Source organism: Glaciimonas immobilis (assembly GCF_011947285.1).
GTDB classification, from domain to species: Bacteria; Pseudomonadota; Gammaproteobacteria; order Burkholderiales; family Burkholderiaceae_D; genus Glaciimonas; species Glaciimonas immobilis.
Genome location: NZ_JAAOZT010000017.1, coordinates 85,259 through 107,982, shown reverse-complemented (window position 1 = coordinate 107,982; position 22,724 = coordinate 85,259). Strand labels below are relative to the sequence as shown.

25 protein-coding genes, 2 tRNA genes and 1 riboswitch are annotated in these 22,724 nt (G+C 51.6%); of the genes, 14 read left to right on the top strand and 13 right to left on the bottom strand.

Features of this window, described 5'->3' with window-relative positions:
• The first annotated feature begins 2 nt into the window (after positions 1–2).
• Positions 3–1,319, top strand: coding sequence for a c-type cytochrome (locus tag HAV38_RS20365; RefSeq protein WP_168057228.1), 1,317 nt, complete (start codon positions 3–5; stop codon positions 1,317–1,319).
• A 95-nt stretch (positions 1,320–1,414) separates the two neighbouring features.
• On the opposite strand, the gene HAV38_RS20360 is transcribed toward HAV38_RS20365, so the two are convergent.
• Complete coding sequence (locus tag HAV38_RS20360) at positions 1,415–1,969, bottom strand: YbhB/YbcL family Raf kinase inhibitor-like protein (RefSeq protein ID WP_168057227.1); 555 nt, start codon at positions 1,967–1,969, stop codon at positions 1,415–1,417.
• A gap of 48 nt (positions 1,970–2,017) precedes the next feature.
• Positions 2,018–2,998, bottom strand: a complete 981-nt coding sequence (locus tag HAV38_RS20355; protein WP_168057226.1) for an NAD(P)H-quinone oxidoreductase — start codon at positions 2,996–2,998, stop codon at positions 2,018–2,020.
• A gap of 349 nt (positions 2,999–3,347) precedes the next feature.
• Here HAV38_RS20355 and HAV38_RS20350 point away from each other — a divergent pair, with 349 nt between their 5' ends.
• From HAV38_RS20350 to HAV38_RS20330, 5 genes are all read left to right on the top strand, one after another.
• Entirely contained in the window at positions 3,348–3,899 is a 552-nt protein-coding gene (locus HAV38_RS20350; protein WP_168057225.1) for a cytochrome b, read from the top strand.
• Between the two features lie 79 nt (positions 3,900–3,978).
• Positions 3,979–4,545, top strand: a complete 567-nt coding sequence (locus HAV38_RS20345) for a YceI family protein (RefSeq protein WP_168057224.1) — start codon at positions 3,979–3,981, stop codon at positions 4,543–4,545.
• 131 nt (positions 4,546–4,676) lie between these two features.
• Positions 4,677–5,255 (top strand): YceI family protein, encoded by a 579-nt coding sequence (locus HAV38_RS20340; protein ID WP_168057223.1) that lies wholly within the window; start codon positions 4,677–4,679, stop codon positions 5,253–5,255.
• Between the two features lie 381 nt (positions 5,256–5,636).
• On the top strand, positions 5,637–6,278 hold the full coding sequence (locus tag HAV38_RS20335) for a chromate transporter (RefSeq protein WP_168057222.1): 642 nt from the start codon (positions 5,637–5,639) through the stop codon (positions 6,276–6,278).
• Complete coding sequence (locus HAV38_RS20330) at positions 6,275–6,802, top strand: chromate transporter (RefSeq protein ID WP_168057221.1); 528 nt, start codon at positions 6,275–6,277, stop codon at positions 6,800–6,802. Before HAV38_RS20335 ends, HAV38_RS20330 begins: the two co-directional genes overlap by 4 nt.
• Before the next feature lie 233 nt (positions 6,803–7,035).
• Here HAV38_RS20330 and HAV38_RS20325 read toward each other — a convergent pair.
• From HAV38_RS20325 to ybgC, 9 genes are all read right to left on the bottom strand, one after another.
• A tRNA-Lys gene (locus HAV38_RS20325) sits at positions 7,036–7,111 on the bottom strand.
• A gap of 108 nt (positions 7,112–7,219) precedes the next feature.
• Positions 7,220–7,295: transfer RNA gene (locus tag HAV38_RS20320), tRNA-Lys, on the bottom strand.
• Positions 7,296–7,390: 95 nt separating this feature from the next.
• Positions 7,391–8,137 carry a tol-pal system protein YbgF gene (gene ybgF, locus HAV38_RS20315; RefSeq protein WP_168057220.1) on the bottom strand — a complete coding sequence of 249 codons (747 nt, stop codon included), beginning with the start codon at positions 8,135–8,137 and terminating at the stop codon, positions 7,391–7,393.
• A 14-nt stretch (positions 8,138–8,151) separates the two neighbouring features.
• The gene (gene pal / locus HAV38_RS20310) at positions 8,152–8,673 is read right to left on the bottom strand and encodes a peptidoglycan-associated lipoprotein Pal (RefSeq protein ID WP_168057219.1); all 522 of its coding nucleotides are present in this window, start codon (positions 8,671–8,673) and stop codon (positions 8,152–8,154) included.
• A gap of 98 nt (positions 8,674–8,771) precedes the next feature.
• A complete protein-coding gene (tolB, locus tag HAV38_RS20305; protein WP_168057218.1) occupies positions 8,772–10,094 on the bottom strand; it encodes a Tol-Pal system beta propeller repeat protein TolB in 1,323 nt (440 codons plus the stop codon).
• Positions 10,095–10,097: 3 nt separating this feature from the next.
• Positions 10,098–11,147, bottom strand: a complete 1,050-nt coding sequence (gene tolA / locus HAV38_RS20300) for a cell envelope integrity protein TolA (protein WP_168057217.1) — start codon at positions 11,145–11,147, stop codon at positions 10,098–10,100.
• A 28-nt stretch (positions 11,148–11,175) separates the two neighbouring features.
• A complete protein-coding gene (locus HAV38_RS20295; protein ID WP_168057216.1) occupies positions 11,176–11,610 on the bottom strand; it encodes a biopolymer transporter ExbD in 435 nt (144 codons plus the stop codon).
• Complete coding sequence (gene tolQ, locus HAV38_RS20290) at positions 11,610–12,311, bottom strand: protein TolQ (RefSeq protein ID WP_168057215.1); 702 nt, start codon at positions 12,309–12,311, stop codon at positions 11,610–11,612. The genes HAV38_RS20295 and tolQ overlap by 1 nt, the downstream gene beginning before the upstream one ends.
• Positions 12,312–12,563: 252 nt before the next feature.
• Positions 12,564–13,037 carry a tol-pal system-associated acyl-CoA thioesterase gene (gene ybgC / locus HAV38_RS20285; RefSeq protein ID WP_168057214.1) on the bottom strand — a complete coding sequence of 158 codons (474 nt, stop codon included), beginning with the start codon at positions 13,035–13,037 and terminating at the stop codon, positions 12,564–12,566.
• Between the two features lie 454 nt (positions 13,038–13,491).
• A riboswitch (ZMP/ZTP riboswitch) is annotated at positions 13,492–13,605 on the top strand.
• 96 nt (positions 13,606–13,701) lie between these two features.
• Between ybgC and glyA the strand changes: the two genes are divergently transcribed.
• The 6 genes from glyA to HAV38_RS20255 all read left to right on the top strand — a co-directional run bounded on the left by glyA (position 13,702) and on the right by HAV38_RS20255 (position 19,262).
• Entirely contained in the window at positions 13,702–14,946 is a 1,245-nt protein-coding gene (glyA, locus tag HAV38_RS20280) for a serine hydroxymethyltransferase (RefSeq protein ID WP_168057213.1), read from the top strand.
• A 260-nt stretch (positions 14,947–15,206) separates the two neighbouring features.
• A complete protein-coding gene (nrdR, locus tag HAV38_RS20275) occupies positions 15,207–15,671 on the top strand; it encodes a transcriptional regulator NrdR (protein WP_168057212.1) in 465 nt (154 codons plus the stop codon).
• Positions 15,672–15,909: 238 nt separating this feature from the next.
• Positions 15,910–16,452, top strand: coding sequence for a GspH/FimT family pseudopilin (locus HAV38_RS20270; RefSeq protein ID WP_168057211.1), 543 nt, complete (start codon positions 15,910–15,912; stop codon positions 16,450–16,452).
• A complete protein-coding gene (locus HAV38_RS20265) occupies positions 16,449–17,417 on the top strand; it encodes a PilW family protein (RefSeq protein ID WP_168057210.1) in 969 nt (322 codons plus the stop codon). The genes HAV38_RS20270 and HAV38_RS20265 overlap by 4 nt, the downstream gene beginning before the upstream one ends.
• 123 nt (positions 17,418–17,540) lie before the next feature.
• Entirely contained in the window at positions 17,541–18,626 is a 1,086-nt protein-coding gene (gene ribD, locus HAV38_RS20260; RefSeq protein WP_168057209.1) for a bifunctional diaminohydroxyphosphoribosylaminopyrimidine deaminase/5-amino-6-(5-phosphoribosylamino)uracil reductase RibD, read from the top strand.
• Positions 18,627–18,644: 18 nt separating this feature from the next.
• Positions 18,645–19,262: a riboflavin synthase gene (locus HAV38_RS20255; RefSeq protein WP_168057208.1), complete on the top strand. Its 618-nt coding sequence runs from the start codon at positions 18,645–18,647 to the stop codon at positions 19,260–19,262.
• 44 nt (positions 19,263–19,306) lie between these two features.
• Here the strand turns inward: HAV38_RS20255 and ltaE are convergent, their stop codons facing one another.
• Positions 19,307–20,338, bottom strand: coding sequence for a low-specificity L-threonine aldolase (ltaE, locus tag HAV38_RS20250; RefSeq protein ID WP_168057207.1), 1,032 nt, complete (start codon positions 20,336–20,338; stop codon positions 19,307–19,309).
• A gap of 387 nt (positions 20,339–20,725) precedes the next feature.
• On the opposite strand from ltaE, the gene HAV38_RS20245 reads away from it, so the two are divergent.
• Both HAV38_RS20245 and HAV38_RS20240 read left to right on the top strand, forming a co-directional pair.
• On the top strand, positions 20,726–21,070 hold the full coding sequence (locus HAV38_RS20245) for a hypothetical protein (RefSeq protein ID WP_168057206.1): 345 nt from the start codon (positions 20,726–20,728) through the stop codon (positions 21,068–21,070).
• A 137-nt stretch (positions 21,071–21,207) separates the two neighbouring features.
• The gene (locus HAV38_RS20240; RefSeq protein ID WP_168057205.1) at positions 21,208–21,423 is read left to right on the top strand and encodes a hypothetical protein; all 216 of its coding nucleotides are present in this window, start codon (positions 21,208–21,210) and stop codon (positions 21,421–21,423) included.
• Positions 21,424–21,876: 453 nt separating this feature from the next.
• Here HAV38_RS20240 and HAV38_RS20235 read toward each other — a convergent pair whose 3' ends face one another.
• Positions 21,877–22,560, bottom strand: coding sequence for a Pr6Pr family membrane protein (locus HAV38_RS20235; protein ID WP_168057204.1), 684 nt, complete (start codon positions 22,558–22,560; stop codon positions 21,877–21,879).
• Between the last annotated feature and the right edge of the window lie 164 nt (positions 22,561–22,724).

The following is a 22,724-nucleotide window of genomic DNA, read 5'->3' as shown; positions in this document are numbered from 1 at the left end:
GAATGACACGGTTTAAACGGCGTTTGTTATGGGCATTTGCTTGTCTGGTCGCGCTGGGCGCGCTGGTCCTCGGAGGGTTATTTATCCTGAATCTGGACGATGCCGACCCACGTGCTAACCAGACAGCGCCGCCGCTAGTGGGGCACCAATTGACCGATCAGATAGCGCGCGGGGCTTACCTGACGCGCGCGGGTGACTGCATGGCATGCCATACGGTACGCGGCGGGCCGGAATATGCCGGTGGTCGTGCCATCGTGACCCCGTTTGGTACCATCTATGCGCCCAATTTAACGCCCGATCATGCAACCGGTATCGGCAGTTGGAGCGCGAATGATTTTTGGCGAGCGCTCCACAACGGCAAGTCTAAGGATGGGAGTTTGCTGTATCCTGCTTTTCCTTATACCAACTACACAAAAGTGTCTCGTGCAGACGCGGATGCAATGTTTGCTTACCTGCAAAGTATCCCCGCGGTAAAGCAATCCAACTCCGCACCGCAGTTACGTTTTCCGTATAACAATCGCGTCCTGTTATACGGTTGGCGTGCCCTGTATTTCCGACCCGGTGTGTATCAACCTGAGAGTACTCAATCAGTAGAATGGAATCGCGGTGCCTATCTGGTACAGGGTCTCGGGCATTGTAGCGCTTGCCATTCGGCACGTAATGCATTGGGCGGACTGGACCTTAAAGGTGAATTGGGCGGGGGCTTTATCCCGGTAGTGAACTGGTACGCGCCATCCCTGACCTCGGACGTTGAAGTCGGTCTGGGCGATTGGGAGATATCGCATATCGTTGCACTGTTAAAAACCGGCGTCTCGCCACGGAGTGCGGTGTTCGGCCCGATGGCAGAAGTGGTCGCTGCCAGTTTGCAGTACTTGCATGACGACGATGTCACCGCAATGGCGGTTTATCTCAAAACTTTACCCCGTCCGGATGCGCGACCGGCGGCGGAGAAAGAGTATGCAAGACCGAACGAGATTGATCAGGTCCTGACACTCGGGGCCAAAGTCTACAAAGACAATTGCGTCGCGTGCCACATGACCTCTGGCAAAGGCGCACTACCGGCCTATCCACCCTTAAGCGGCAATCGTGCAATCACGATGCCGTCCGCAGTGAACGCGATACGGGTAGTGATGTACGGCGGCTTCGCGCCGACCACGGCGGGCAATCCGCGCCCCTATGGCATGCCGCCATTTGCGCAAGATCTCACAGATAGTGAAGTCGCTGCGGTGGTGTCGTACATTCGGAATTCATGGGGCAACAGTGCCACGCTGGTCTCCCCCTCCGACGTAAACCGTTATCGCAGCGTACCGATGGAGTAACGCAATAAGCGCATGGTAATAAACAAAAAGCTACTTAAAGCCGCTTTTTGTTTACTGCGGGAAGAGGTTAATCAGTGCAAATTATTGCGTAAGCATTAGTGCCCATATCGGCCCACGACACTTTGCCCATTAAACGTGTGGCCTTTTAACGCCGCCAGCAGTTCGTCACGGCTCAGCCCTTTAGGCAGACTCATCGGTGCGAGGTCGGAAGCGATGACTGTCATCACGTAATGATGTGGAATATCTCCGACTGGAGGGCAAGCTCCACGGTAGGCAGCTTGACCACCGATATTTTTTCCAACGGTGATCTCGGCACTGTCGACTTGTCCTGCACCTTCTTTCAATTGACCGCTGTCGCTCGCAATATTGTAGGCAACCCAATGCGATACCCCGAGTCCTTTATTGCCATCTGGATCGAATAACAATATAGCGACAGATTTGGTGCCAGCCGGTATATTTGACCAGGAAACTTGAGGCGACATACCTTTTCCCCCGCAACCCGGGCCCTCGCCAGCGTACAAGGCGGGCATAACGCCGCCGTCAGAAAAAGAAGTGGAAGTCACGCGCATGGCCTCTGCATGGGCCAGGCCCACTGCCAACGACAGAATTGCACCCAAACCTGCCGCAGTAAAAATTGCTGAAGATTTCATGTGAGCCCTTAGTGGTTGTTTATATGGTTCTGCAAGATCATTATCAACCTAATCCATCGTCAACATAATCTTCCCAATATGACTACTCCCCTCCATCAACACATGCGCGTCAGCAGCCTGTTCAAAAGGAAAAGTCTGAAAAATAACCGGCTTGATTTTGCCCGCTTCCAGCAACGGCCAAATCCGCGCCTGAAGGGCCGCAGCGATTGCGCCCTTAAACGCAATCGGCCGCGGGCGTAATGTCGAACCGGTTAGCGTCAGCCGACGCATCATGATTTTACGGAAATCCAGCTTAGCGCTATGCCCACCCAAGGTCGCAATAAAAACCAGTCGGCCATCATCCGCCAGACAATCGATCTCCCGCGGCACATAATCCCCCGCCACCATATCCAGAATGACATCCACGCCCTTGCCGTCGGTTAGTGACTTGATGACCGCGACAAAATCTTCAGTGCGGTAGTTAATCGCGCGGACCGCTCCCAATACCTCACAAGCACGACATTTTTCGTCCGAACCGGCGGTGGCAAAGACCTTATGCCCTAGCGCAGTTGCTATCTGTATTGCCGCGGCCCCGATGCCTGAACTGCCACCCTGAACCAGTAAGGTTTCGTTTCCTGTCAGTTTTGCTCGTTCAAAAACATTGCTCCATACCGTAAAAAAAGTCTCAGGCAGAGAGGCGGCCTCTAACGTTGTCCAGCCTTTAGGGATCGGCAAACACTGAACGCTCGGCGTGGTGCAATATTCTGCATAGCCACCGCCGGGCACTAGTGCACAAACCAGATCCCCTCTTTTGAACGGCGTATCACTGAAGTCTCCATCGACAACTTCGCCCGCAATCTCCAGGCCAGGCAGGTCGGACGCACCGGGCGGCGGGGCATAATTGCCAGCACGCTGAAACACGTCGGGGCGGTTAATACCTGCAGCGTGCACCTTGATCAGTAACTCGCCCGCTTTAAACACCGGCATTGGACGTTCGCGGACCTGTAATACTTCTGGTGCTCCGGGCGTTGTGATTTCAATTACGCGCATGGAAACTACTCCCTTGTAAGTTGGGTGGGATTGGTAGGGGCGGGTGTAACGGGATATGGCTATTAATGATGATGTTGATAGTCCAATACCGCTATTGTATGACGTGCGGTGCTTTGGTGCATCTGCAGCAAAGCTTTGACGGGCAGTCACCCCGCGCTTATTACAGTCACGTGGTACGATAATTTGTGTGTAACTTCCTCCGTAAGCCCTCGGAGAGCGCCTGTTCTGCTACCTTCCAGTTATTTCATTCAAGAAATTTGAATAAATCGTTTTCCGGCGATGCGGAACTCTGCGACTTACGGTACAGTCAAGGCCTTGCCCCGTCAGCAACCTGCATATTAATGAATACATGAAAAATATAAATAGCCCGACTAGCTACACCACTACTGCTATTAGCATGCACTGGCTGGTGGGATTATTAATTTTTGCAGCATTTGGAATTGGCTGGTATATGACCGGTATTCATGGTCTTACGCCGCAAAAGCTCAAGCTGTTTTCCTGGCATAAATGGTTAGGCGTCACAATCTTTGGTCTAGCGGTAATTCGCGTTGCCTGGCGACTCCTGCATCCCGCTCCCGCTTTGCCACCCGGGATGCCACGCTGGCAGCAGCAGGCCGCGCATGTAGTGCATCAGGTGCTTTATGTTCTGATTATCGTGATACCGGTAACAGGTTATCTTTATAGCGCTGCGGCGGGTGTTCCGGTGGTGTATCTTGGGTTGTTCAAGATGCCGATGCTCATTGAAAAAAATGATCAGTTAAAAACAATTCTTGCACCGACCCACGTGTGGCTGAATTACCTCATGGCGACTATCGTTGTAGCGCACATTCTCGCGGCACTGAAGCATCAGCTCATTGACCGCGACGGCACCTTGGGCCGCATGCTGCCATTCCTGAAATAATGCCAGTGCGCGTTAAATTTATATGCGGTATATGAGCAGGCATTGGTATTTCCGGCGAGAAAATTAAGGAGTAGTATAAGTGAAAAATTTGCGTACAAAATCGGTGATCGTATTAGCTTTGATTTGCAGTGGGGGCTGGATCGCGAACACAGCATGGGCGCAACTGGACGTGGCAAAAAGCGCGGTGAGCATCGTTGCCAAACAGCTGGGCGTGCCGATGAATGCCAAGTTTAAAAAATTTGATGCAACGGTCAATTTTAACCCCGCACAGTTAGCGCAATCATCTGCCAAAGTTGATATCGACATGGCTAGTTTTGATATCGGCGACGAAGAGTACAACAAGGAAGTGCGCGGCAAGGATTGGTTTAATACGGCTAAGTATCCAAAAGCGACCTTCGTCTCAAGCAGTATCAAAGGTACCGCGGGCAAATACGACGTCGCGGGCAAGCTCACCATCAAAGGCCATACGCAGGACGTGGTGGTCGCTGCGACTTATAAGCAGGACGGCAGCGTTAACGTATTTGACGGCGTGCTGCCGATCAAACGCAACGCGTTCAGCATAGGGGAGGGCGACTGGAAAGACACGTCGGTCGTTGCCGATGAAGTACAGATTAAATTTCGTATCGTCACAGCTGTAAAAAAATAAATCGTCAACGATAAAACGTCAAATCCGCAAGGAGCTTCCATGCGCAGTTTGATGGGTGAAGTATTTTTTGCGTTACCCGGCCGAGTGATAGCAAAGCCATTTAAGTCATTAAATAAATGAAAAGGAAAACGATGAAATTACGCACTTTGGTTGCTGCCTTGTTGGTGTTGTCTGCGGGTGCTGCACTGGCCGTTCCGGTAACTTATACCTTGGATCCATCGCACACTTTTCCAAGTTTTGAAGCGGATCACATGGGTGGCATGTCAACATGGCGCGGCAAGTTTACCAAGAATAGTGGATCTGTCGTGATTGATCGTTCGGCTAAATCAGGGACAATTGAAGTTAAAATTGATCCTGCTTCCATCGATTTCGGTCTCAACAAACTGAATGAGCATGCCAAAGGTCCGGACATGTTTGATGTTGCTAAATTTCCGGAGGCTACCTATACAGGAAAGTTTTCCAAGTTTAAGGGCGATGTGCCGACAGAAGTGGCCGGAGATTTGACGCTGCACGGCGTGACCAAAAAAGTCAATCTTAAGATCGATAAATTTCTTTGCAAAATCAACCCGATGTTGAAGCGCGAAATCTGCGGAGCGGACGTCGAAGGTGAATTTAACCGCGACGATTTCGGTATCGATTTTGGCAAAACAATGGGTTTTAAGCAGCAAGTGAAGCTGCAAATTCAGGTTGAAGGCGTGAGACAGGATTAATTCTGTCAACGAAGAGTACCATTGGAAAACCGCTGCCGGTTACCGCAGCGGTTTTTTTATGTCCGCTCCCAGGAGCCCCACGTGCTATCCGACCTTGCTCCACGGCTAAATTGAAGATGAGTCTAACGCCAAAGTAGCGATAACGGCGCGGACGTTGTTCGATCAGTCTCGACCTATTTGTCGGCGCATGTGTATCTGTTGACATAAAATATCGTTAAGCAGTGATACAAAGGTAAATTTCAGACGCTATCATTTGTGCGAACCTGCGTCAGATTGCAGGAGGGATGCAGCTGCAACAGATTCCTCGCCGGCTTGACTCGCTCCGCGAACGTGTCACGCCCCCACTGACCGATTCAATAGTTTTTGAGTAAGGAGAAATATATGTTCAGCAGTAAAGGCGACATAGTCGGCCGCAACCCGCCACCGACCTCGAAACAAACCTTGCAGCAAGCGCCGCCTTTAAGTCGACAACAGCATCAGCCCGTCACCCAAGAGCCACCAACGGTGCCAGCACTGTTCCGTGGATTTCTCGGATTAGGATTGATTGGGTTTGGTGGCGTTCTGCCGTTAGCGCGGCGTATGCTGGTCGATCAGCGGGGCTGGCTGACCGGCGCAGAATTCACCGATTTGCTCGGTCTTTGTCAGTTTCTGCCGGGCGGTAACATTATTAACCTCTCGGTCGCGGTTGGACTCCAGTTTCGCGGTATTCGCGGCGCTATTGCGTCGCTTCTGGGATTGATCGCTGCGCCCACTGCCATCGTGATCGGGCTAGGGATTATTTATGCGCGGTTTCAGAATGATGCACATATCGCGCACATGTTTGCTGGCCTCGCAGCTGCTGCTGCGGGACTGCTTGTTTCGACGGCGCTCAAGATGGCCGCACCACTGCGGCGCAAGCCGCTTGCAATAATGCTCGCCAGTGCGTTTTTCTTGGGGATTGCAGTGTTGCGCCTGCCGTTATTACCGACGATGCTGGTGTTAGTTCCTGTCAGTGTTTTGGTAACGTGGCGGTGGGCAGCATGAGCGCTATTCTTCTCTCTCTTGCAGCTATTTTTTCACAGCTGTCGTTGCTCGCGTTTGGCGGTGGCAATACCATCCTGCCAGAAATGCAGCGCCAGGTAGTCGATCTGCATCATTGGATGACCGCCCGCGAATTCAGTGCCATGTTTGCGTTAGCGCAGGCCGCCCCCGGACCAAACATGATGGTTGTCACACTAGTTGGCTGGCATGTCGCAGGATGGCAAGGCGTGCTGGTTACCTCCATCGCCAAATTTGGACCGTCGTCGATATTGACCGGTATCGCCTTGCATTACTGGACGCGATTTAAAGATGCGCGCTGGCGTTCCGTGGTGCAGGCGGGCCTGGTGCCCGTGACCGTAGGTTTGGTGGCAGCCAGCGCTGCGCTGATCACGCAGGCATCTGTTCATACCTGGATACTGGGAGCGATAACATTTTTGTGCGCGCTTGGAACGATGAGGAGCCGCGTACATCCGTTGTGGTTTCTGGCCGCTGGTGCGTTGATTGGACTCAGTGGGGTTGGCCAGTAGTGGTAAAACGTAGCGCGATGCGATGCGATGCCATGCTGTGTTCCCTATATCTTTCGGACGAAAGATCGGAAAAGTAAACTTTGAAATAAGATAAATGGTTTTGTATTTTGGGGATGGTGTCGGCATCATGCAAAGACCAGAGCATGGGCGTTGATGCGGAATACTTCGTCAAAAAAATAGCCCTACAAAACACAAAAGGGTTCTGGATAAATTATCCAGAACCCTTCATATATTGGTAGGCCGTGCGGGATTCGAACCTGCGACCAACGGATTAAAAGTCCGCTGCTCTACCAGCTGAGCTAACGACCCAAAATAGTGCTACTGCTAAAAACGGTACTGCATCATTTTCAATATTTCTTTCAAAATTCTGAAAATAACAAAGGGTTTTAGATTTTGTCTAAAACCCTTTTTTATTCGTGGTAGGCCGTGCGGGATTCGAACCTGCGACCAACGGATTAAAAGTCCGCTGCTCTACCAGCTGAGCTAACGACCCGAAAGATCGCTATTATAGAGAAGGTGTAGCCACTATGTCAAACGACTCTTGGCTTTTATTTCTCATATGCGAAAAATTACTGCAAATAGCCTCATTTACTTCTGGTTTCCCAGCCGTTCTTTAGCCGTGACCGCGGCAGGCGTATTAGGATACTGTGCAATGACTTGCTCCAGCGCTTTGCGGGCTGCGACCTTATCCTTGGACTCGGTGTAGCTACTCGACATATTTAACAGCGCGTCAGCGGCTTTTGGATTGTCAGGATATTTTCTGACCACCACTTGCTGTGCTGCGATAGCGTTTTTGTAGTCGCGTTGCGCAAAGTACGAGTTACCCAACCAGTATTGTGCTGAAGGTGCAAAGCCCGATGTCGGATAGCGTCTGAGATAGTCGGTGAACGCAACAGTAGCGCCTTTGTAGTCGCCGCCCTTGAAGCTGGCCAGCGCTGCGTCATACGATTTCTGCTCGTTCGGATCTATGCTGACTTCCTGTCCGTCAACGTTAACCTTTTGCGGTTCCAGCTTACGCAAACGATTGTCCAGATCGACGTAAAAATCTTTCTGACGTTGTTGCGTATTGGCGACCTCATTGGTCAGCACTTCGATCTGGCCCCGCAGCTTAGCGATCTCTTGATTCAATTGCTCGCTCTGATCGGCCAGACTGAGTGAACTGCTTTTATCCGCCTTGCTATCAAGACGGGCATTGACCGCATCGACCTTGTTGCGTATATCAAGGATTGCGCGCCGGGCTTCATCGTCGTCAAACATGCCGGCATGCGCCAGGGGTGCAAAGGAACCTGCGACCAGCAAGGCCGCAGTCAGCGTTGATTTAGAAAAAATCCGCATGATCTTCAATAGATTTATTGATAAATGATATCTGCGCGACGATTTTCAGCAAATGACGCTTCATCGTTGCCCAGTGCTTTAGGTTTTTCTTTGCCCAATGAAACGGCTTCTACCTGTGCATCGGAAACACCTAGCAATGCCAGCGCTTTACGGACTGCTTCAGCACGCTTTTGGCCTAGTGCCAGATTGTATTCACGACCACCGCGATCATCGGTATTGCCCTGGATGATGATCTTGCGGCCTTTGTGAGCGATCAGGTATTTAGCATGCGCTTCTACTACTGAGCGGAACTCTTCCTTGACTGAATAGCTGTCATAGTCAAAATACACACTACGCTTAGACAGGATACCTTGTGGATCGTTCAATGGATCGCTGGAGCCGGTATCAACCGGGTTGACCGAGCGTGAATCGGCGTCGCCTTTCATGCTGCCACGATCTTCAATCTTAGCTTTGTCGTCCAGCTTGACAGGAGATGAGCAGGCAGCCAGCAAAACTGCGCTGGAAATGAGAAGGGCAAAAGTACTGAGTTGGCGCATTGTGATTCTCCAGAGAGGTGAGTTGTCTTAACTTAATGTAAATATTTTATAGCGATGAATCTATTACTTGCGTGTTTTTCACTTCACTTCACTTCACTTCACTTCATAAAAGGGCCCCAGGTTGGCTCCCGAATATCGCCCGCCTTTACCGTCAACCGTTGTTTTACCCTGCCGTCAACCGAAACCACCGCGAGGGACCCGTGGCGACCACCTGCCTCTGTCGCGTACATGATGTACTGTCCATTTGGCGAGAAGCTTGGAGATTCGTCCTTGGCGGTGTCCGACAGACGTTGCTCTTGATTGTTAGTCAGGTCCATCGCGTACAACTGGAATCCACCGTTCCGTCGAGCAATATACGCCAATGTTTTACCATCTGGCGAAATTCGAGGGCTGATATTGTAAGTGCCGCTAAAGGTCACGCGTTGCGCTTCGCCGCCGTTAGCACTCATTTTATAAATTTGCGGGCCGCCGCTGCGGTCGCTGGTGAAGTAAATGCTTTGTCCATCGGGCGAGAACTGCGGTTCGGTGTCGATACCGTTGGTGTTCGTCAGGCGGCGCAAGCCACTACCATCGGCGTTGACAACATAGACCTGAGTGAGCGAGTCGCGCGCCAGAGCAATGGCGATCTTGCTGCCGTCTGGCGACCATGACGGTGCCGAGTTACTGCCCTTGTAATTGGCCACAACAGTACGTTGTTTAGTGACCAGATTTTGGACATAGACCACTGGTTTTTTTTGTTCAAACGAAACGTAGGCTACCTTGGTGCCGTCCGGTGACCAAGACGGTGAAATAATTGGCTCGTTGGAACGCAGGGCAACCTGTGTTCCCTCACCATCGGCGTCGGCAATCTCCAGGCGATATTCGTTACCTGACTTAGTGACATACGCAATACGCGTCGCAAATGCACCGCGGTAACCGATCAGTTTTTGATAAATATCATCGGCGATTTTATGTGCAGAAACGCGGGTATATTGCGGTGCCGAAGCAAGCGCCAGGCCAGACAGTTGCGCTGATTTAGCGGTGTCATACAATTTGTAGCGCACATCGTAACGGCCATCTGCCAGCTTAGCAACGCTGCCCACGACTAGCGCGTCGGCACCCCGGGACTTCCAGTCGCTGTAATTGATTTGCGATGCTTCCGAAAGAACGTCACCGGTATCAATGATTTTGAACATGCCGCTACGCGCCAGGTCCGCTTTAATGATTGCCGTAATTTGTTGCGGCGCCAGATTCTCATTACTGAAACCAGCAATCGCGATCGGTATCTGACTCGCACCGACGCCGGCCGTTTCAATGCGTAACTGGGCGTGTACCAGCGGTGCCGATACCAGCGTACCGAGCGTAATACTGATCACGGCAACTGATCGTATCAATGATCGCGTCAACTTTTGTGGCAGCGCGTTTAACAGGTTCTTTTTCATAAGTTATTGATCTTTCGGTTTATGGATTCCGATGAAGCTGGATGGTACAGAACCCGAGTTATCTTTTGGATAAGGTGCTGATCTTTCAATGGCTAGCTTGACTGCGTCATCAAAACCAGGGATGCCAGATGGCTTTCTAAGGCGAATACTGGCTACCGAGCCATCCGGTAATAATTGCACTTCGTATTCTACCGATGGATTTCCCGTCATGCCATCGGGCACGGGGAAGCGGATATTATTTTTGATCTTGGCACCCACCTTTTGGGCATAGCCAGGATCGCCACCGCGTGGTCCCTGTGATTTTGCAGCAGTGCCGGTGCTGGTGGACGCACCCGTGCCAGCGGCCTGTCCCAGCAAGCGTTTCATATCATCATCATGGCGTTTGTTTTCCGCAGCATCGTCCGCTTTGCGTTGCTTATCGCTTTCCGCTTTCTTCGCAGCGTCTTGCTTCTGCTTGAGTTTTGCAAGGGCATCCGCTGCTTGTTTCTTGTCTGCTTCGTCTTTTTTCCTGGCGTCTGCGGCCTTTTGTTTATCTAATTTCTCCGCCTGCTTTTCTGCTAACTTATCGGCTAATTTCTCCGCCTGCTTTTCCGCTAACTTCTTGGCATCTTTTTTCTCTTGCTCAACTTGCTTGCGCTCTTTATCTTCACGGGCTTGCTCGGCCTGCGCGGCCTGATCGCGCGCCTTTTGTTCCTGCGCTTTACGTTTGCGCTCTTTTTCCAGAGCGATTTCTGGATCCGGCAACACCGGCTGCACCACTTTCGGCGGTGGCGGTGGCGGCGGTTCCTGTATCACCGGTTTTGGGACCGGTTGCGGTATTGGCTTCTCTACGGGTGCGGGTGGTTCGGGCGGCGCTACCGGCGGCGGTCGTGGTGCGGCCTCACGCGCCTCCGGACTCCAGACCTCTGCTTCCACTGCAACCGGTACCTGGCTTTGCCAATGCACACCGATCCATAAAAAAGCGATCAGTGCGGCATGGACGGCCGCGGCCAGACCGATGGCGCGCCATCGACCCGGTTCTTTTGGTATGACGTAAGAGGTTCTATCTGTCATGAGCAGATTGTCAGTGTGCGGCACTTGGTCACTTGGTCGCCAATCCTACACGGTTAATACCCATTAACTTCGCTTGAGATATCACCTGAATGACTTCATCGTACTTGATGTCTTTTTCGGCTGAAATCATCATTGGCATGTCAGGATTATCATCGTGTAGCGCTTGCAATGTGGCTTTCAGTCGACTTTTACCCACTGTTTCAGCTGTGCTGCCGCCAGTTTTTTTGCCATTAATGCGCAAACTGGAGTCGCCATTTGCCTTCAGTGCGACCTCGATATATTCAGTGGGCGGCGCCACGGACTTGGCCGCAGTAGGCAAATTGATCACGTTAGGATTGACCATAGGCGCAGAGACCATAAAGATGACGAGTAAAACCATCATCACGTCGATATAGGGGACGACGTTGATTTCTGCTTTAAATTTGCGTGGTCGGCCTCCACGCATTGACGAGAAGCCGGTCATTAGCGTGCCTGCCGTTGCAAGATGTTGGAAAATTCTTCGATGAAGCTTTCAAAGCGAATCGCCAGACGGTCAACGTCATGCGCAAAGCGGTTGTATGCCACCACCGCCGGTATCGCCGCAAACAGACCAATCGCGGTGGCAATCAGTGCCTCTGCAATACCGGGCGCGACTGCGGCCAGCGTGGCCTGTTGTACGTTTGCCAGGCCACGGAACGCGTTCATGATGCCCCATACGGTGCCGAACAAGCCCACATAAGGGGAGACAGAGCCGACCGACGCCAGGAACGCCAGGTGCGACTCCAGTGCATCCATTTCGCGCTGATAGGCTGCCCGCATCGCGCGCCGTGAGCCGTCTAGTAACGCCGCCGAATCGGTGTTGGCTTTATGACCCGCGGAGGCCTTTATTTTGCTGAATTCGTCCATGCCAGCTGCAAAAATACGTTCCATCGCACCCGTTGCGCCAGCGCCGCGGCGGCGGTTGGAGGTGGTTCCCTGATATAACTCGGTCAAATTGCCACCAGACCAGAACGCCCGTTCGAACTCTTCCGTTTGCGCACGCGCGCTTCTGATGGCGAACATTTTACGAAAAATATACGTCCAGCTCATCACAGACACCGCCAGCAATAGCAGCATGACGAGTTGTACGAGTATGGAGGCGTTGGTGATAAGGGTAAGAAACGATAAATCTTGAGTGACAGTCATGGAGGCAGTCTGGCTAAGGGGTCTGGGACAGCAATTTTAACTAACGCAATTAATTAACGTAAAAAAACCGCGTCGTAAAACGGATCTGAATGTTTAGGGGCGTTAGCAGCGGATTGCGGCGTAACGTGTTGATCTGTATTTATTTTGGGCACCAGAGTGCGAAAGCGGTAATTGTAATCGTATCGCACGTTTTTCAGTTTTGCATCGATATTCTGTGGTGGTGATAGCGGCATTGTAATTTTTAGATTGCGATCAAAGGGCAGCATTTGCCGTATTAACAATAGAAATGTGTTCAGGCTGAATGCGGTCCATCACCTTTTGCGGAATCGCTTGCGGGCGAAACGACTGCGCGTTGACACAAACCACTTTAATTCGGCCGGTTGCCAGAAGCTTAGGCACGCCGCCGTCAAGTCGCCACGCCTGTTGAATAAATTCAACGGCAACGCGGCCAACGTTTTCGACCCTGACGGTTAAATTAAGTTCATCGTCGAGTCGTGATGGTGCGTGATAATCAAGCGCGGTGCTTTTGACCACGAACATGACCTGGTTGGTTTTTACCAGCAAACTCTGCTCAATCCCCGCCGCACGCAACCATTCAGTACGCGCACGCTCAAAAAATTTCAGATAGTTTGCATAAAACACAACGCCACCGGCGTCAGTGTCCTCGTAATATACTCGGATGGACCAGATGAAATCGTTTTCTGCTGCGGGTATTACTGGGCTCATGGGTCTTGGAATGCTTGAATTAGTGCAGTTATTAAATCGTAATATAAGATCACAATAATCGCTGGCAGATTAACCTTAATGGTAGCGCAATGTGTTGGCTCGGTGTTTCTTCACGCCATTTCGATATTTACCTGGGTAATAATTGTACCGATACACGAACTACATTGTTATTAAATGTCTTCCTCTTTGGGGCATATCGGGGGTTAATTTAATATCGCTACACAGCCTGGGAATAATGTCCGCTAAGGCGTTAATTTACATTAATAATTTGCAATATTTTTGTTGCAGTGCAAAAGGCTAAGAAATTGTAGCCGAAACCAATGGTTTTAAAAACTAGAATCGACCATTAACTATTGATGTCCGAGGGATATGATGTCCAAGGTATATTTAGCCCGTGTTGGCTACTTGGCAATCTTGATCTATCTAAGACCTTCACTTACAATACGGCTACCATTTCGTCTCACGTAACTGGCGAAAAACCGGACCGATGCAATCAGATCGTCGTTCGGGAAGGTGGGCAACCACTGGGAAGCGTGAGATTTTACCGCCGTGCGCCTGGGCAGCCCGAATGGAACGTACGTCTGAGGCTGCCGCATTTCCCCTTTTTTTGGCCCTCATTCGATGCAGAACCTGCAAAGGTTAACCTCTATCGATTGGAATTATCATGTTTTTAAAAAGTCACACTATCGCCAACGTTGATCCTGAGTTGTGGGGCGCGATTACCAACGAGAACACTCGACAACAACAACATATTGAATTAATTGCTTCCGAGAATTATTGTTCTCCTGCCGTGATGGAAGCACAAGGCACACAACTGACCAATAAATACGCGGAAGGTTATCCGGGTAAGCGTTACTACGGCGGTTGTGAGTTCGTTGACGTCGTGGAGCAATTGGCGATTGATCGTGTAAAGGCATTGTTCGGTGCCGAGGCGGCCAACGTGCAGCCAAACTCGGGTTCGCAAGCCAACCAGGGCGTGTTCTTTGCGGTCCTGAAGCCAGGCGATACCATCATGGGTATGTCGCTGGCAGAAGGCGGCCATTTGACGCATGGTATGGCGTTGAACATGTCGGGCAAGTGGTTCAATGTGGTTTCATACGGTCTTAACGACAAAGAGGAGATCGACTACGAGGAATTGGAACGCCTGGCACATGAAACCAAGCCGAAGCTGATTATCGCCGGTGCATCGGCTTATGCTTTACGCATCGATTTTGAGCGTATTTCCAAGGTAGCCAAAGCTGTCGGTGCATATTTTATGGTGGACATGGCGCATTACGCCGGGTTGATCGCTGCGGGCGAATATCCAAATCCCGTACCGTATGCTGACTTTGTGACCTCAACCACGCACAAATCGTTGCGCGGTCCACGTGGCGGCATCATTTTGATGAAGGCCGAGCACGAGAAAAAAATCAATTCAGCGATTTTTCCAGGAATTCAGGGCGGCCCTTTGATGCACGTGATTGCAGGTAAAGCCGTCGCCTTCAAAGAAGCACTGGCACCGGCTTTCCGCGAATATCAACAACAGGTGGTAAAGAACGCCGATGTACTGGCTAAAACTCTCATTGAGCGCGGTCTGCGTATTGTGTCGGGCCGTACGGAGTCACACGTGATGCTGGTCGACTTGCGCGCTAAAAATATTACGGGCAAAGAAGCGGAAGCGATTCTCGGTTCAGCCCACATGACGTGCAATAAAAACGCGATTCCTAACGACCCGGAAAAACCATTTGTCACGTCGGGCATTCGTCTGGGCAGCCCGGCACTCACAACACGCGGTTTCAAGCAAGCCGAAACTATTACGATTGCCCATCTGATCGCTGACGTATTGGATAACCCGTACGACGCAGCAACCATTGAGCGCGTAAAAGTCGAAGTCAAGAAATTAACGGACGCTTTCCCGGTTTATGGCTAATTGTCGATAGCTTTGCGCTTTTGCTTCATTCGTTTGTCATCATCAAGCAATGAGCAATGAGCAATGAGCAATGAGCAATGAGCAACGAGCAGTGCGTAGCAGGGAGCAGGCACTATGCTGATCCTGAATCAAAGCACCAACTTTGGGCCCGTTCTGGCTGTATAGCCAGCGCGGGCCCGTATGACATGGCGTTAGCGAGTTAATATAATTAGCCTGTTAGCCAATAGAGCGTCGATCAACCGTTATAGATTGCTGCCATCATGAAATGTCCATTCTGCCATCACGAAGATACTCAGGTTCTGGACACGCGCGTCTCGGAAGAGGGCGATGCCATTCGCCGCCGGCGCCGCTGCAATAAATGCGATAAACGCTTTACCACGCACGAACGGATTGAGCTGGTGATGCCCGTCATCGTCAAGAAAAATGGCAGCCGTACAGAGTTTGACGGCGGTAAATTACGCGCCAGTTTGATGCTGGCACTGCGCAAGCGTCCTGTCTCTGCCGAGTCGCTAGATGAAGCGTTACAAAAAATAAAAGAACAATTACTGTCCAGCGGTGAGCGTGAAGTGATTTCCGGACATGTCGGGGAATTAGTTATGCAAGAGTTGAAACGACTGGATAAAATCGCATACATTCGCTTTGCATCGGTGTACAAGAGCTTTGAAGATGTCGCCGAATTTCAGCATATGATCGAAGAGTTCTCAGATCCCGCACGGAAAAAGTAGTAACGCTTATGACACAATGACGTTGTCGATAGCGGATTTAACAAGATGCCGCATTACTTGCTGAACACGGCGCTAAGAACAAAACTGGCGTTCATAACGCCGGTGAGGGTCTATTCTGAGACTTATACTTAAATTGCTCCGGGTTGTACTGCAAAAATAAGGTTTCCTGGAATAAACACGTTAGTATTCGCGCCTCTGTCACCCGATGCAAAGCTGGCTTTCATGCCACGCTCTTTCTATGTCCCCCAAACCCGGCATGTCAACGGCAAGATGCCGTTGTGGTTTTACGCTGATCGAATTAATGATGACGATGTGCGTCTCGATCCTGCTACTCGCAATTGGCGCCCCAGTGCTGCGTGACTTCATCATTGAAACCCGCATGAGCGTCACCGTCAATCGATTCATTGCCGCTGCCACGTTGGCGCGCACGGAAGCGATCAAGCGCGGTCGTGCAGTAGTGCTTTGCCGCAGTGTGAATGTGACATTTGGTACCGGTCTGTGCGACAGCAGCGCCGTTGGTGGCCGTCCAGGTAATGATTGGGCGAGCGGGTGGGTGGTGATCGTTCCCGATGAGAATCGGGTCTTGTTGCGCCAGGCGATAGCCAGCGCTGACCTCACCATACTGGCAGCGACCAAGGCAATTAAATACGATGGCCTGGGCCGACCGGGGGGTAGTTTTACCAAACTGGTATTTCGTCACGCAGGAAAATTTGAGCGCGTTATCTGTTTCAGTCGGAGTGGCCGCATGAATGTTCTGCTAGGTACCTCGGAATGCGCATGATACTTTTACCCGAAACAACAAAGAAATCCGGCACCGCGAACCTGCGCCGCTTTTCGCCTCAGTATGGTGTGACGATGATCGAACTGGCGGTCACGATGGTCATCGGTCTGGGCCTGATCGCAGCGGTAATGAGCTTGTATTTTGGCAGCAGAAGCAGTTATCGTTTGAATGAGGAGCATCTTCGATTGCAGCAGGATGGACGTTATGCGATGCAGTTGATGGAGACTAATTTGCGGCAAGCCGGATTTGGACACATGACCTCGGCCAGCGCCGATGCTGCCGAGGTGGATAAAACAGATTTCGTCAGTCCCGAGGGCAAGCCCGGGCAAGGTTTACGTGGTTGCGACGATGGATTTGTGAAGCCGTTGTCACACGATTTTGCCTGTAAACCCAGTGGTGGCATGGCGGGATTTGACGTCGCTTATCGGGTCGCGGATGTGTTCGATTTTGATAGCGGCGCAGGTGCCGATTGTAATGGGTCACAAGCTGGGTTTGTCACGTTACCCAAAAGTCATCCCTCGTACGTAGATGGAAAACCGGTATCAATAGCCCACAACAGGTTTTTTGTTGCCACCCCGACCGGACGAAATACGACCTCCTTATATTGCCACGGTAACAGCGGCAACGGGCGCGGTATCGCCCAGCCGATACTCAATAATGTTGAGGATATGCGACTAGAATTTGGGGTGGCGGGGCCGGATGATTTTTCAGTTCAGCGGTTTTTGACGGCAACACAAGTGGATGCATTATCGTCAAACCAGCAGCAAAACTGGAAAACGGTAGTGCGGGTAAAATTATGCATGCAACTGCGCGCAAGTCACCACGCCACGCAGACGCCGCAGCATTATGTTGATTGCGGTGGTGTAAAGCAAATCGCCACCGACGGAAAATTAAGAGCGGTTATGACGCGTATTGTTACACTACGCAATAATGTCGGCGCTGCAGGGGCTGAATCTTTGTCGTAGCCCGAGAGCGCGACGTAGGCGTATAGCGATGCGGCCCGTTTAGTTTTTGCGATGGTGCGGATTTAGGGGGCTATTTGCGTTATCGATTTTTATTTATTGTTTGTCACTTTTCAGGGTTACATCATGACGCATGCTGACGTATTTATGGCCCACGCATTGCGACTGGCGGAACACGGTTTACTTACCAGTGCGCCCAACCCGGCCATCGGTTGTGTCATCGTTAAAGACGGTTTGATTATCGGCGAAGGATTTACGCAGCCGCCAGGCGGTAATCACGCTGAAATTGAGGCGATTAACGACGCCCGCGTAAAAGGCCATGACGTGCGCGGCGCGACGGCTTACGTGACGCTGGAACCGTGCAGCCACTTTGGGCGCACGCCGCCTTGTGCCGATGCATTGGTAAAGGCCGGTCTGGTAAAGGTGATCGCAGCAATGGAAGATCCCAACCCGCAGGTTGGCGGGCAAGGCTTTGCGCGCCTTCGCGCAGCAGGGATAGCTGTAGAGACCGGCGTGCTGGCGGAGCAGGCGAGGGAGCTTAACATCGGATTTTTTAGCCGCATGCAAAGCGGCAAGCCTTGGGTCAGGCTCAAAGTCGCGGCCAGTCTTGACGGTAAAACAGCGCTTTATAACGGGCAGAGTCAGTGGATTACCTCGTCCGCGGCACGTGATGACGGTCACCTTTGGCGTGCCCGTGCAGGTGTCATTTTGACCGGCATCGGCACGGTTAAACAAGACGACCCGCAACTCACGGTGCGCGCGCTGGAGGTAACGCGCCAGCCGTTGCGCGTGATCATTGATAGCAAGCTGGGAATAGATATCAACGCACGGATATTGCGTGGCGAACCGACCTTGATTTTTTCCGCTATCGGCAATCCTGAAAAAGAAGCGCTCCTTCACGAGCGGGGGGCCGAAGTTGTGGTGCTTCCCAACGCCCACGGAAAGGTGGACTTACCACAAGTTATATTAGCCCTCGGTAGCCGTCAGATAAATGAAATTCATGTAGAAGCCGGTGCCAAGCTTAACGCCTCATTGATACGCGAGCTCTGTGTGGACGAGTTGCTGGTGTATCTGGCGCCAAATATCATCGGCGATGCAAGGGGCATGTTCGATTTGCCGCCGCTGGATAATCTACAGGAAAAGTTTTCACTGAAATTCCATCAGATCAAGCAAATTGGCGAGGATTTGCGTATCCTTGCACGGTTCAACTAACTTTCATATTCCAACACTATGTTTACAGGTATCGTCGCCGCAGTCGGCAAAATTACTGCGATAGAACCACAAGGTGCTGGCCCGAATGATGGCGTAAGGCTGGTCATAGATGCCGCTGAGTTGCAGATGGCCGATGTCGGCTTGGGCGATTCAATTTCGTTAAATGGTGCATGCATGACCGTGACTAGCAAGTCCGCCCATGGTTTCACCGTTGATGTTTCACGCGAAAGTCTTAACTGCACCGTCGGGCTGGACGCTATCGGAGAAGTCAATCTGGAAAAAGCGTTGACGCTTACCGAGCGTTTGGGTGGACATCTGGTGTCTGGACACGTTGATGGACTTGGCCTGGTGACCAAATTTGAGCCAGTCGGTGAATCCTGGGAGCTAGTGATTCAGGCATCGCGCGACCTCGCGAAATACTTCGCGTATAAAGGTTCGATCGTCGTCAATGGTGTGTCGCTGACTGTGAATCGGATTGAAGACACAACAGACGCGTGCCTGTTCTCAATCAACCTGATCCCACACACCATACAGGTCACGACCTTGCGCCATCTGGCGGTCGGTAAACAGGTCAATTTGGAGGTTGACTTGATCGCGCGCTATGTTGAGCGGATGTTGTCTGAGTCGGCCAAATAGAATCCCCGGATAATAGTTCGGCTTATATTAGATATGCGTGAATATTACCCTTTAGAAAAAAAATCCCGCACAACCTCAAGCGCCGCCTCCACCGCATCTCTGGACACGTCCAGATGTATCACCCATCGCTGCTGGGTTGCAGTATAGGCGGATGTGATTCCGATGCCGTGTGCTGCCAAATAAGCGGAAAATGGTACCGCGATAGCCGGGGCCACGTCCACGAACACCATGTTGGTATCCGGTGCTGAAACTGATAATTCCGTAAATTCCGCCAATCCAGCCGCGAGGATGGCGGCGTTGGCGTGATCTTCCGATAAACGGGCCACGTTGTGCTCCAGCGCGTATAGTCCTGCCGCCGCGATGATGCCCGCCTGGCGCATGCCGCCGCCCAGCATCTTGCGTAAGCGTCGCGCCTTGGCAATAAATGGCGTGCTGCCGATCAGTACCGATCCGATCGGAGCCCCAAGTCCTTTGGAGAGGCAAACTGAAACGGAGTCGAACGGCTGCGCCAGCGATGCCGCAGAAACGCCAAGCATGGCCGCAGCATTAAACACGCGAGCACCGTCAAGATGGCAGGCTAGCCCATAACGCCGCGCCAGATTGGTGGCTGCGGCGACATAGACGGAGGGCAGCACCTTGCCGCCGGTAGTGTTTTCCAGTGCGAGCAGACGCGTGCGTGCAAAATGCGAATCGTCGGGTTTGATAGCGGCTTCAATATCTGCCAGTAGCAGGGTGCCGTCTGCTTGATTGTTCAGTGGCTGCGGCTGGATGCTACCCAATACCGCAGCGCCGCCAGCTTCCCAGCGATAGCAGTGCGCTTTTTGACCCACTATATATTCATCGCCGCGCTCGCAGTGCGACATGAGCGCGATCAGATTGGCTTGCGTACCGGAGGGTAGAAATAGCGCGGCTTGCTTGTCGAACAAATTGGCGGCAGTTATCTCTAATCGATTGACCGTTGGGTCATCGCCAAATACATCGTCTCCGACCTCCGCCGTAGCCATCGCGTTGCGCATGGGCGGGCTTGGCCGCGTGATGGTATCACTACGAAAATCATGGCGAATTGCGACGGTCATCGGGGTTTCCTTTAAAAAAGCAATCATCTTGACACCGCGCGCATTTCAGCACAATGTTTAACCACCAAAGATAGAGCAGTCCAACGTTGCGATCAGGCACGCAACTAAAATGCGGTCTCCAATTGTTGATGCGCTTGTACAAAAAACACTTCCATCCAAAACGCCAAAAGTGGTGGACGGGTATTGGTTGAGGTGCCAAATTTATGACATTGCGGAAACCTAAATTGGACTTGGTACCCCATTCTTCGTGTGCAATGCAATATCTATAATGTGACGTCTTCGGGAGGATACATATAGTTACACGCTTTACGACTTCACCATAGAAGTACGCGCATTTTTTAGGTTAAATGATGTCATATGTACTCAGTTAATTCATCAGGAACCATCATGAGAAAAACCGTAGCGATTGCAGCAGTTGGCTTGCTGATGGGGGTGCTCTGGGCGGCAACGCCCGCCTTTGCGCATACCCAAGTGGACTGGTCACTTAACATTGGGGTGCCGGGACCTGCTTATTATCCGCCGCCGGTGTATTACGCGCCGCCACCGCCAGTGTATTATGCACCGCCGCCGGTATACTACGCACCGCGCCCCGTCTACGTGCGGCCGCCGCCAGTCTATCTAGAAGAGTATCCGCAGCCTTATTACCGTCAACCCGGCTACTACCGCCGGGGGGATGACTGGCGCGGACGTGAGTGGCAGGAGCATCATTGGCATCGTGGATACGATCGTTAAAGGGCGTACGCACGTTTAAGGACATTTGCCCGGGAACGCCCGAATAGTTGCCTCATCGACAGCTGTGGGTGATTTTGCATTGCGGGGGCGAGTCGCGTTATGATTCGTGGTGAATCCTAATGCGACCAGAAAAGAACATGGCAAAACTTGACGATATTGTAAAAAAACAGAAGGACGGCGCGAAATTTGTTATTTCCGCCGCGATGCTCGGTATAGAGCCGGAGGAGTTCGACATCGTCGCAAAGCTGTGGGCTGAAGAGTGTAGCCATGGCTTTGTAGTCACCGGTGTTCCGCATAGAAAATGCATCGATGGAGAGTTCTTCATTGACAGGATTACTGTCACAAAAGTATGACCAGCGATAGCAGCAACCCGCACAACGCTATCTGAAGATGGTCTTTACTGCCAGAAGTGCTCGATACAGTGAGCCGGTGTTCGGTTTGAGCCGACAGATAAGGCCCGGCGTCAACCAAGTCAGCTTCTAAATCCACGAAGATGGCAGCATTATTTTTTCTAATAAGTAATGACGAACAAATACCAGATGTTACTGGTAATCTGGTTTTGACTTTGTTAATCTTTTAGGGCCTTTTAGGCGACTGAATGCCCCGCACCGATTGGTGAAGCCAAGTTATTCTGAGAGTTCTACGCGCGCCCCTGGATAACCCTGCGCTGCACCGTTCCCAACTAAAATGCTAAAACGCTGTCCTGACAAGCGGAACACCTCTAGAGGCGGAGTACGCAGCCAGGCAAGCGAGCGCTTACTGTCCTGCGTCATCAATTAACGTTAGTGATAGGGGGACTCGCTAGCTTAGGTCAACTGAAGATGCGCACTTTTACGGCGGTCAACAGCGATAAATAACAGCGACATCGCGAGGAATCCGATTAATATCCCCACGCCGTTCAGGAGCACGGCGGGATAGCCTAATTTAGCCACATCGATAAAAGGATAGGCATAGCGGCCAGAAGAGGCACCGCGGATCAAGGCGTAGCCCAGATACACGATCGGATATATCGCCCAGATCAGAGAGTCGCGCCATCGGAGCATCGCCTTCGGTACGAGCAAATACCAATAAAGGATAAACGCTACCGGCATGACGACGTGGAGCAGTTCGTCAGCTAAACGTGCCCATCCGGTGTAATGTGATAGCTGTCGCAATTCCAGGTTATAAACGATGCATACCAGCGCGATGCTGGGTGCGATACCACTTAGCACGAAAGGCCGTGCAAAAAATCCGCCGCCGTAGTTGCGTGCACCCGGTATGGCCTGCCCGCTATCGCCCATGCTGCGCAGTGCAGCCGAGGTGAAGCCCAACGCAACCAGCAGGTTGGTCAGTATCGTAAAATAGGCCGATAGCGAAATAATCGCGTCTTGTAGTGGACGCCCTTGCGCCAACATCCGTTCATTGGTTACAAAAAGCTCAACCCCGAGACCGTACCAGGCGATTACAGCTCCGATTGCCGCGACGCCAATGTTCCATGTTTTACGCTCCATCCAGATGTCCTCAGGTTATTTTCAAAGCCGCTTAGTATAAGAGAAATATTGCGTATAAGAACCATAACATGCCTTGAACAGATAGTTGGCGGCGTGAACTTTCTCTCTTTCAACGAAAAGCGCCTCGTGACCGGCATCCGATTTGGCCGACCAGTTTGGTGGAA

Bases quoted from the DNA above. Each gene is read 5' to 3' on its own strand.
- HAV38_RS20270 (WP_168057211.1), top strand. From the start codon at position 15,910: ATGTCCCCCAAACCCGGCATGTCAACGGCAAGATGCCGTTGTGGTTTT.
- pal (WP_168057219.1), bottom strand. From the start codon at position 8,673: ATGCGCCAACTCAGTACTTTTGCCCTTCTCATTTCCAGCGCAGTTTTG.
- tolB (WP_168057218.1), bottom strand. From the start codon at position 10,094: ATGAAAAAGAACCTGTTAAACGCGCTGCCACAAAAGTTGACGCGATCA.
- HAV38_RS20235 (WP_168057204.1), bottom strand. From the start codon at position 22,560: ATGGAGCGTAAAACATGGAACATTGGCGTCGCGGCAATCGGAGCTGTA.
- glyA (WP_168057213.1), top strand. From the start codon at position 13,702: ATGTTTTTAAAAAGTCACACTATCGCCAACGTTGATCCTGAGTTGTGG.
- ybgC (WP_168057214.1), bottom strand. From the start codon at position 13,037: ATGAGCCCAGTAATACCCGCAGCAGAAAACGATTTCATCTGGTCCATC.
- nrdR (WP_168057212.1), top strand. From the start codon at position 15,207: ATGAAATGTCCATTCTGCCATCACGAAGATACTCAGGTTCTGGACACG.
- HAV38_RS20255 (WP_168057208.1), top strand. From the start codon at position 18,645: ATGTTTACAGGTATCGTCGCCGCAGTCGGCAAAATTACTGCGATAGAA.
- HAV38_RS20335 (WP_168057222.1), top strand. From the start codon at position 5,637: ATGTTCAGCAGTAAAGGCGACATAGTCGGCCGCAACCCGCCACCGACC.
- tolQ (WP_168057215.1), bottom strand. From the start codon at position 12,311: ATGACTGTCACTCAAGATTTATCGTTTCTTACCCTTATCACCAACGCC.
- HAV38_RS20330 (WP_168057221.1), top strand. From the start codon at position 6,275: ATGAGCGCTATTCTTCTCTCTCTTGCAGCTATTTTTTCACAGCTGTCG.
- HAV38_RS20350 (WP_168057225.1), top strand. From the start codon at position 3,348: ATGAAAAATATAAATAGCCCGACTAGCTACACCACTACTGCTATTAGC.
- HAV38_RS20295 (WP_168057216.1), bottom strand. From the start codon at position 11,610: ATGACCGGCTTCTCGTCAATGCGTGGAGGCCGACCACGCAAATTTAAA.
- HAV38_RS20245 (WP_168057206.1), top strand. From the start codon at position 20,726: ATGAGAAAAACCGTAGCGATTGCAGCAGTTGGCTTGCTGATGGGGGTG.
- HAV38_RS20340 (WP_168057223.1), top strand. From the start codon at position 4,677: ATGAAATTACGCACTTTGGTTGCTGCCTTGTTGGTGTTGTCTGCGGGT.
- HAV38_RS20355 (WP_168057226.1), bottom strand. From the start codon at position 2,998: ATGCGCGTAATTGAAATCACAACGCCCGGAGCACCAGAAGTATTACAG.
- ltaE (WP_168057207.1), bottom strand. From the start codon at position 20,338: ATGACCGTCGCAATTCGCCATGATTTTCGTAGTGATACCATCACGCGG.
- HAV38_RS20265 (WP_168057210.1), top strand. From the start codon at position 16,449: ATGATACTTTTACCCGAAACAACAAAGAAATCCGGCACCGCGAACCTG.
- HAV38_RS20360 (WP_168057227.1), bottom strand. From the start codon at position 1,969: ATGAAATCTTCAGCAATTTTTACTGCGGCAGGTTTGGGTGCAATTCTG.
- ribD (WP_168057209.1), top strand. From the start codon at position 17,541: ATGACGCATGCTGACGTATTTATGGCCCACGCATTGCGACTGGCGGAA.
- ybgF (WP_168057220.1), bottom strand. From the start codon at position 8,137: ATGCGGATTTTTTCTAAATCAACGCTGACTGCGGCCTTGCTGGTCGCA.
- HAV38_RS20365 (WP_168057228.1), top strand. From the start codon at position 3: ATGACACGGTTTAAACGGCGTTTGTTATGGGCATTTGCTTGTCTGGTC.
- tolA (WP_168057217.1), bottom strand. From the start codon at position 11,147: ATGACAGATAGAACCTCTTACGTCATACCAAAAGAACCGGGTCGATGG.
- HAV38_RS20240 (WP_168057205.1), top strand. From the start codon at position 21,208: ATGGCAAAACTTGACGATATTGTAAAAAAACAGAAGGACGGCGCGAAA.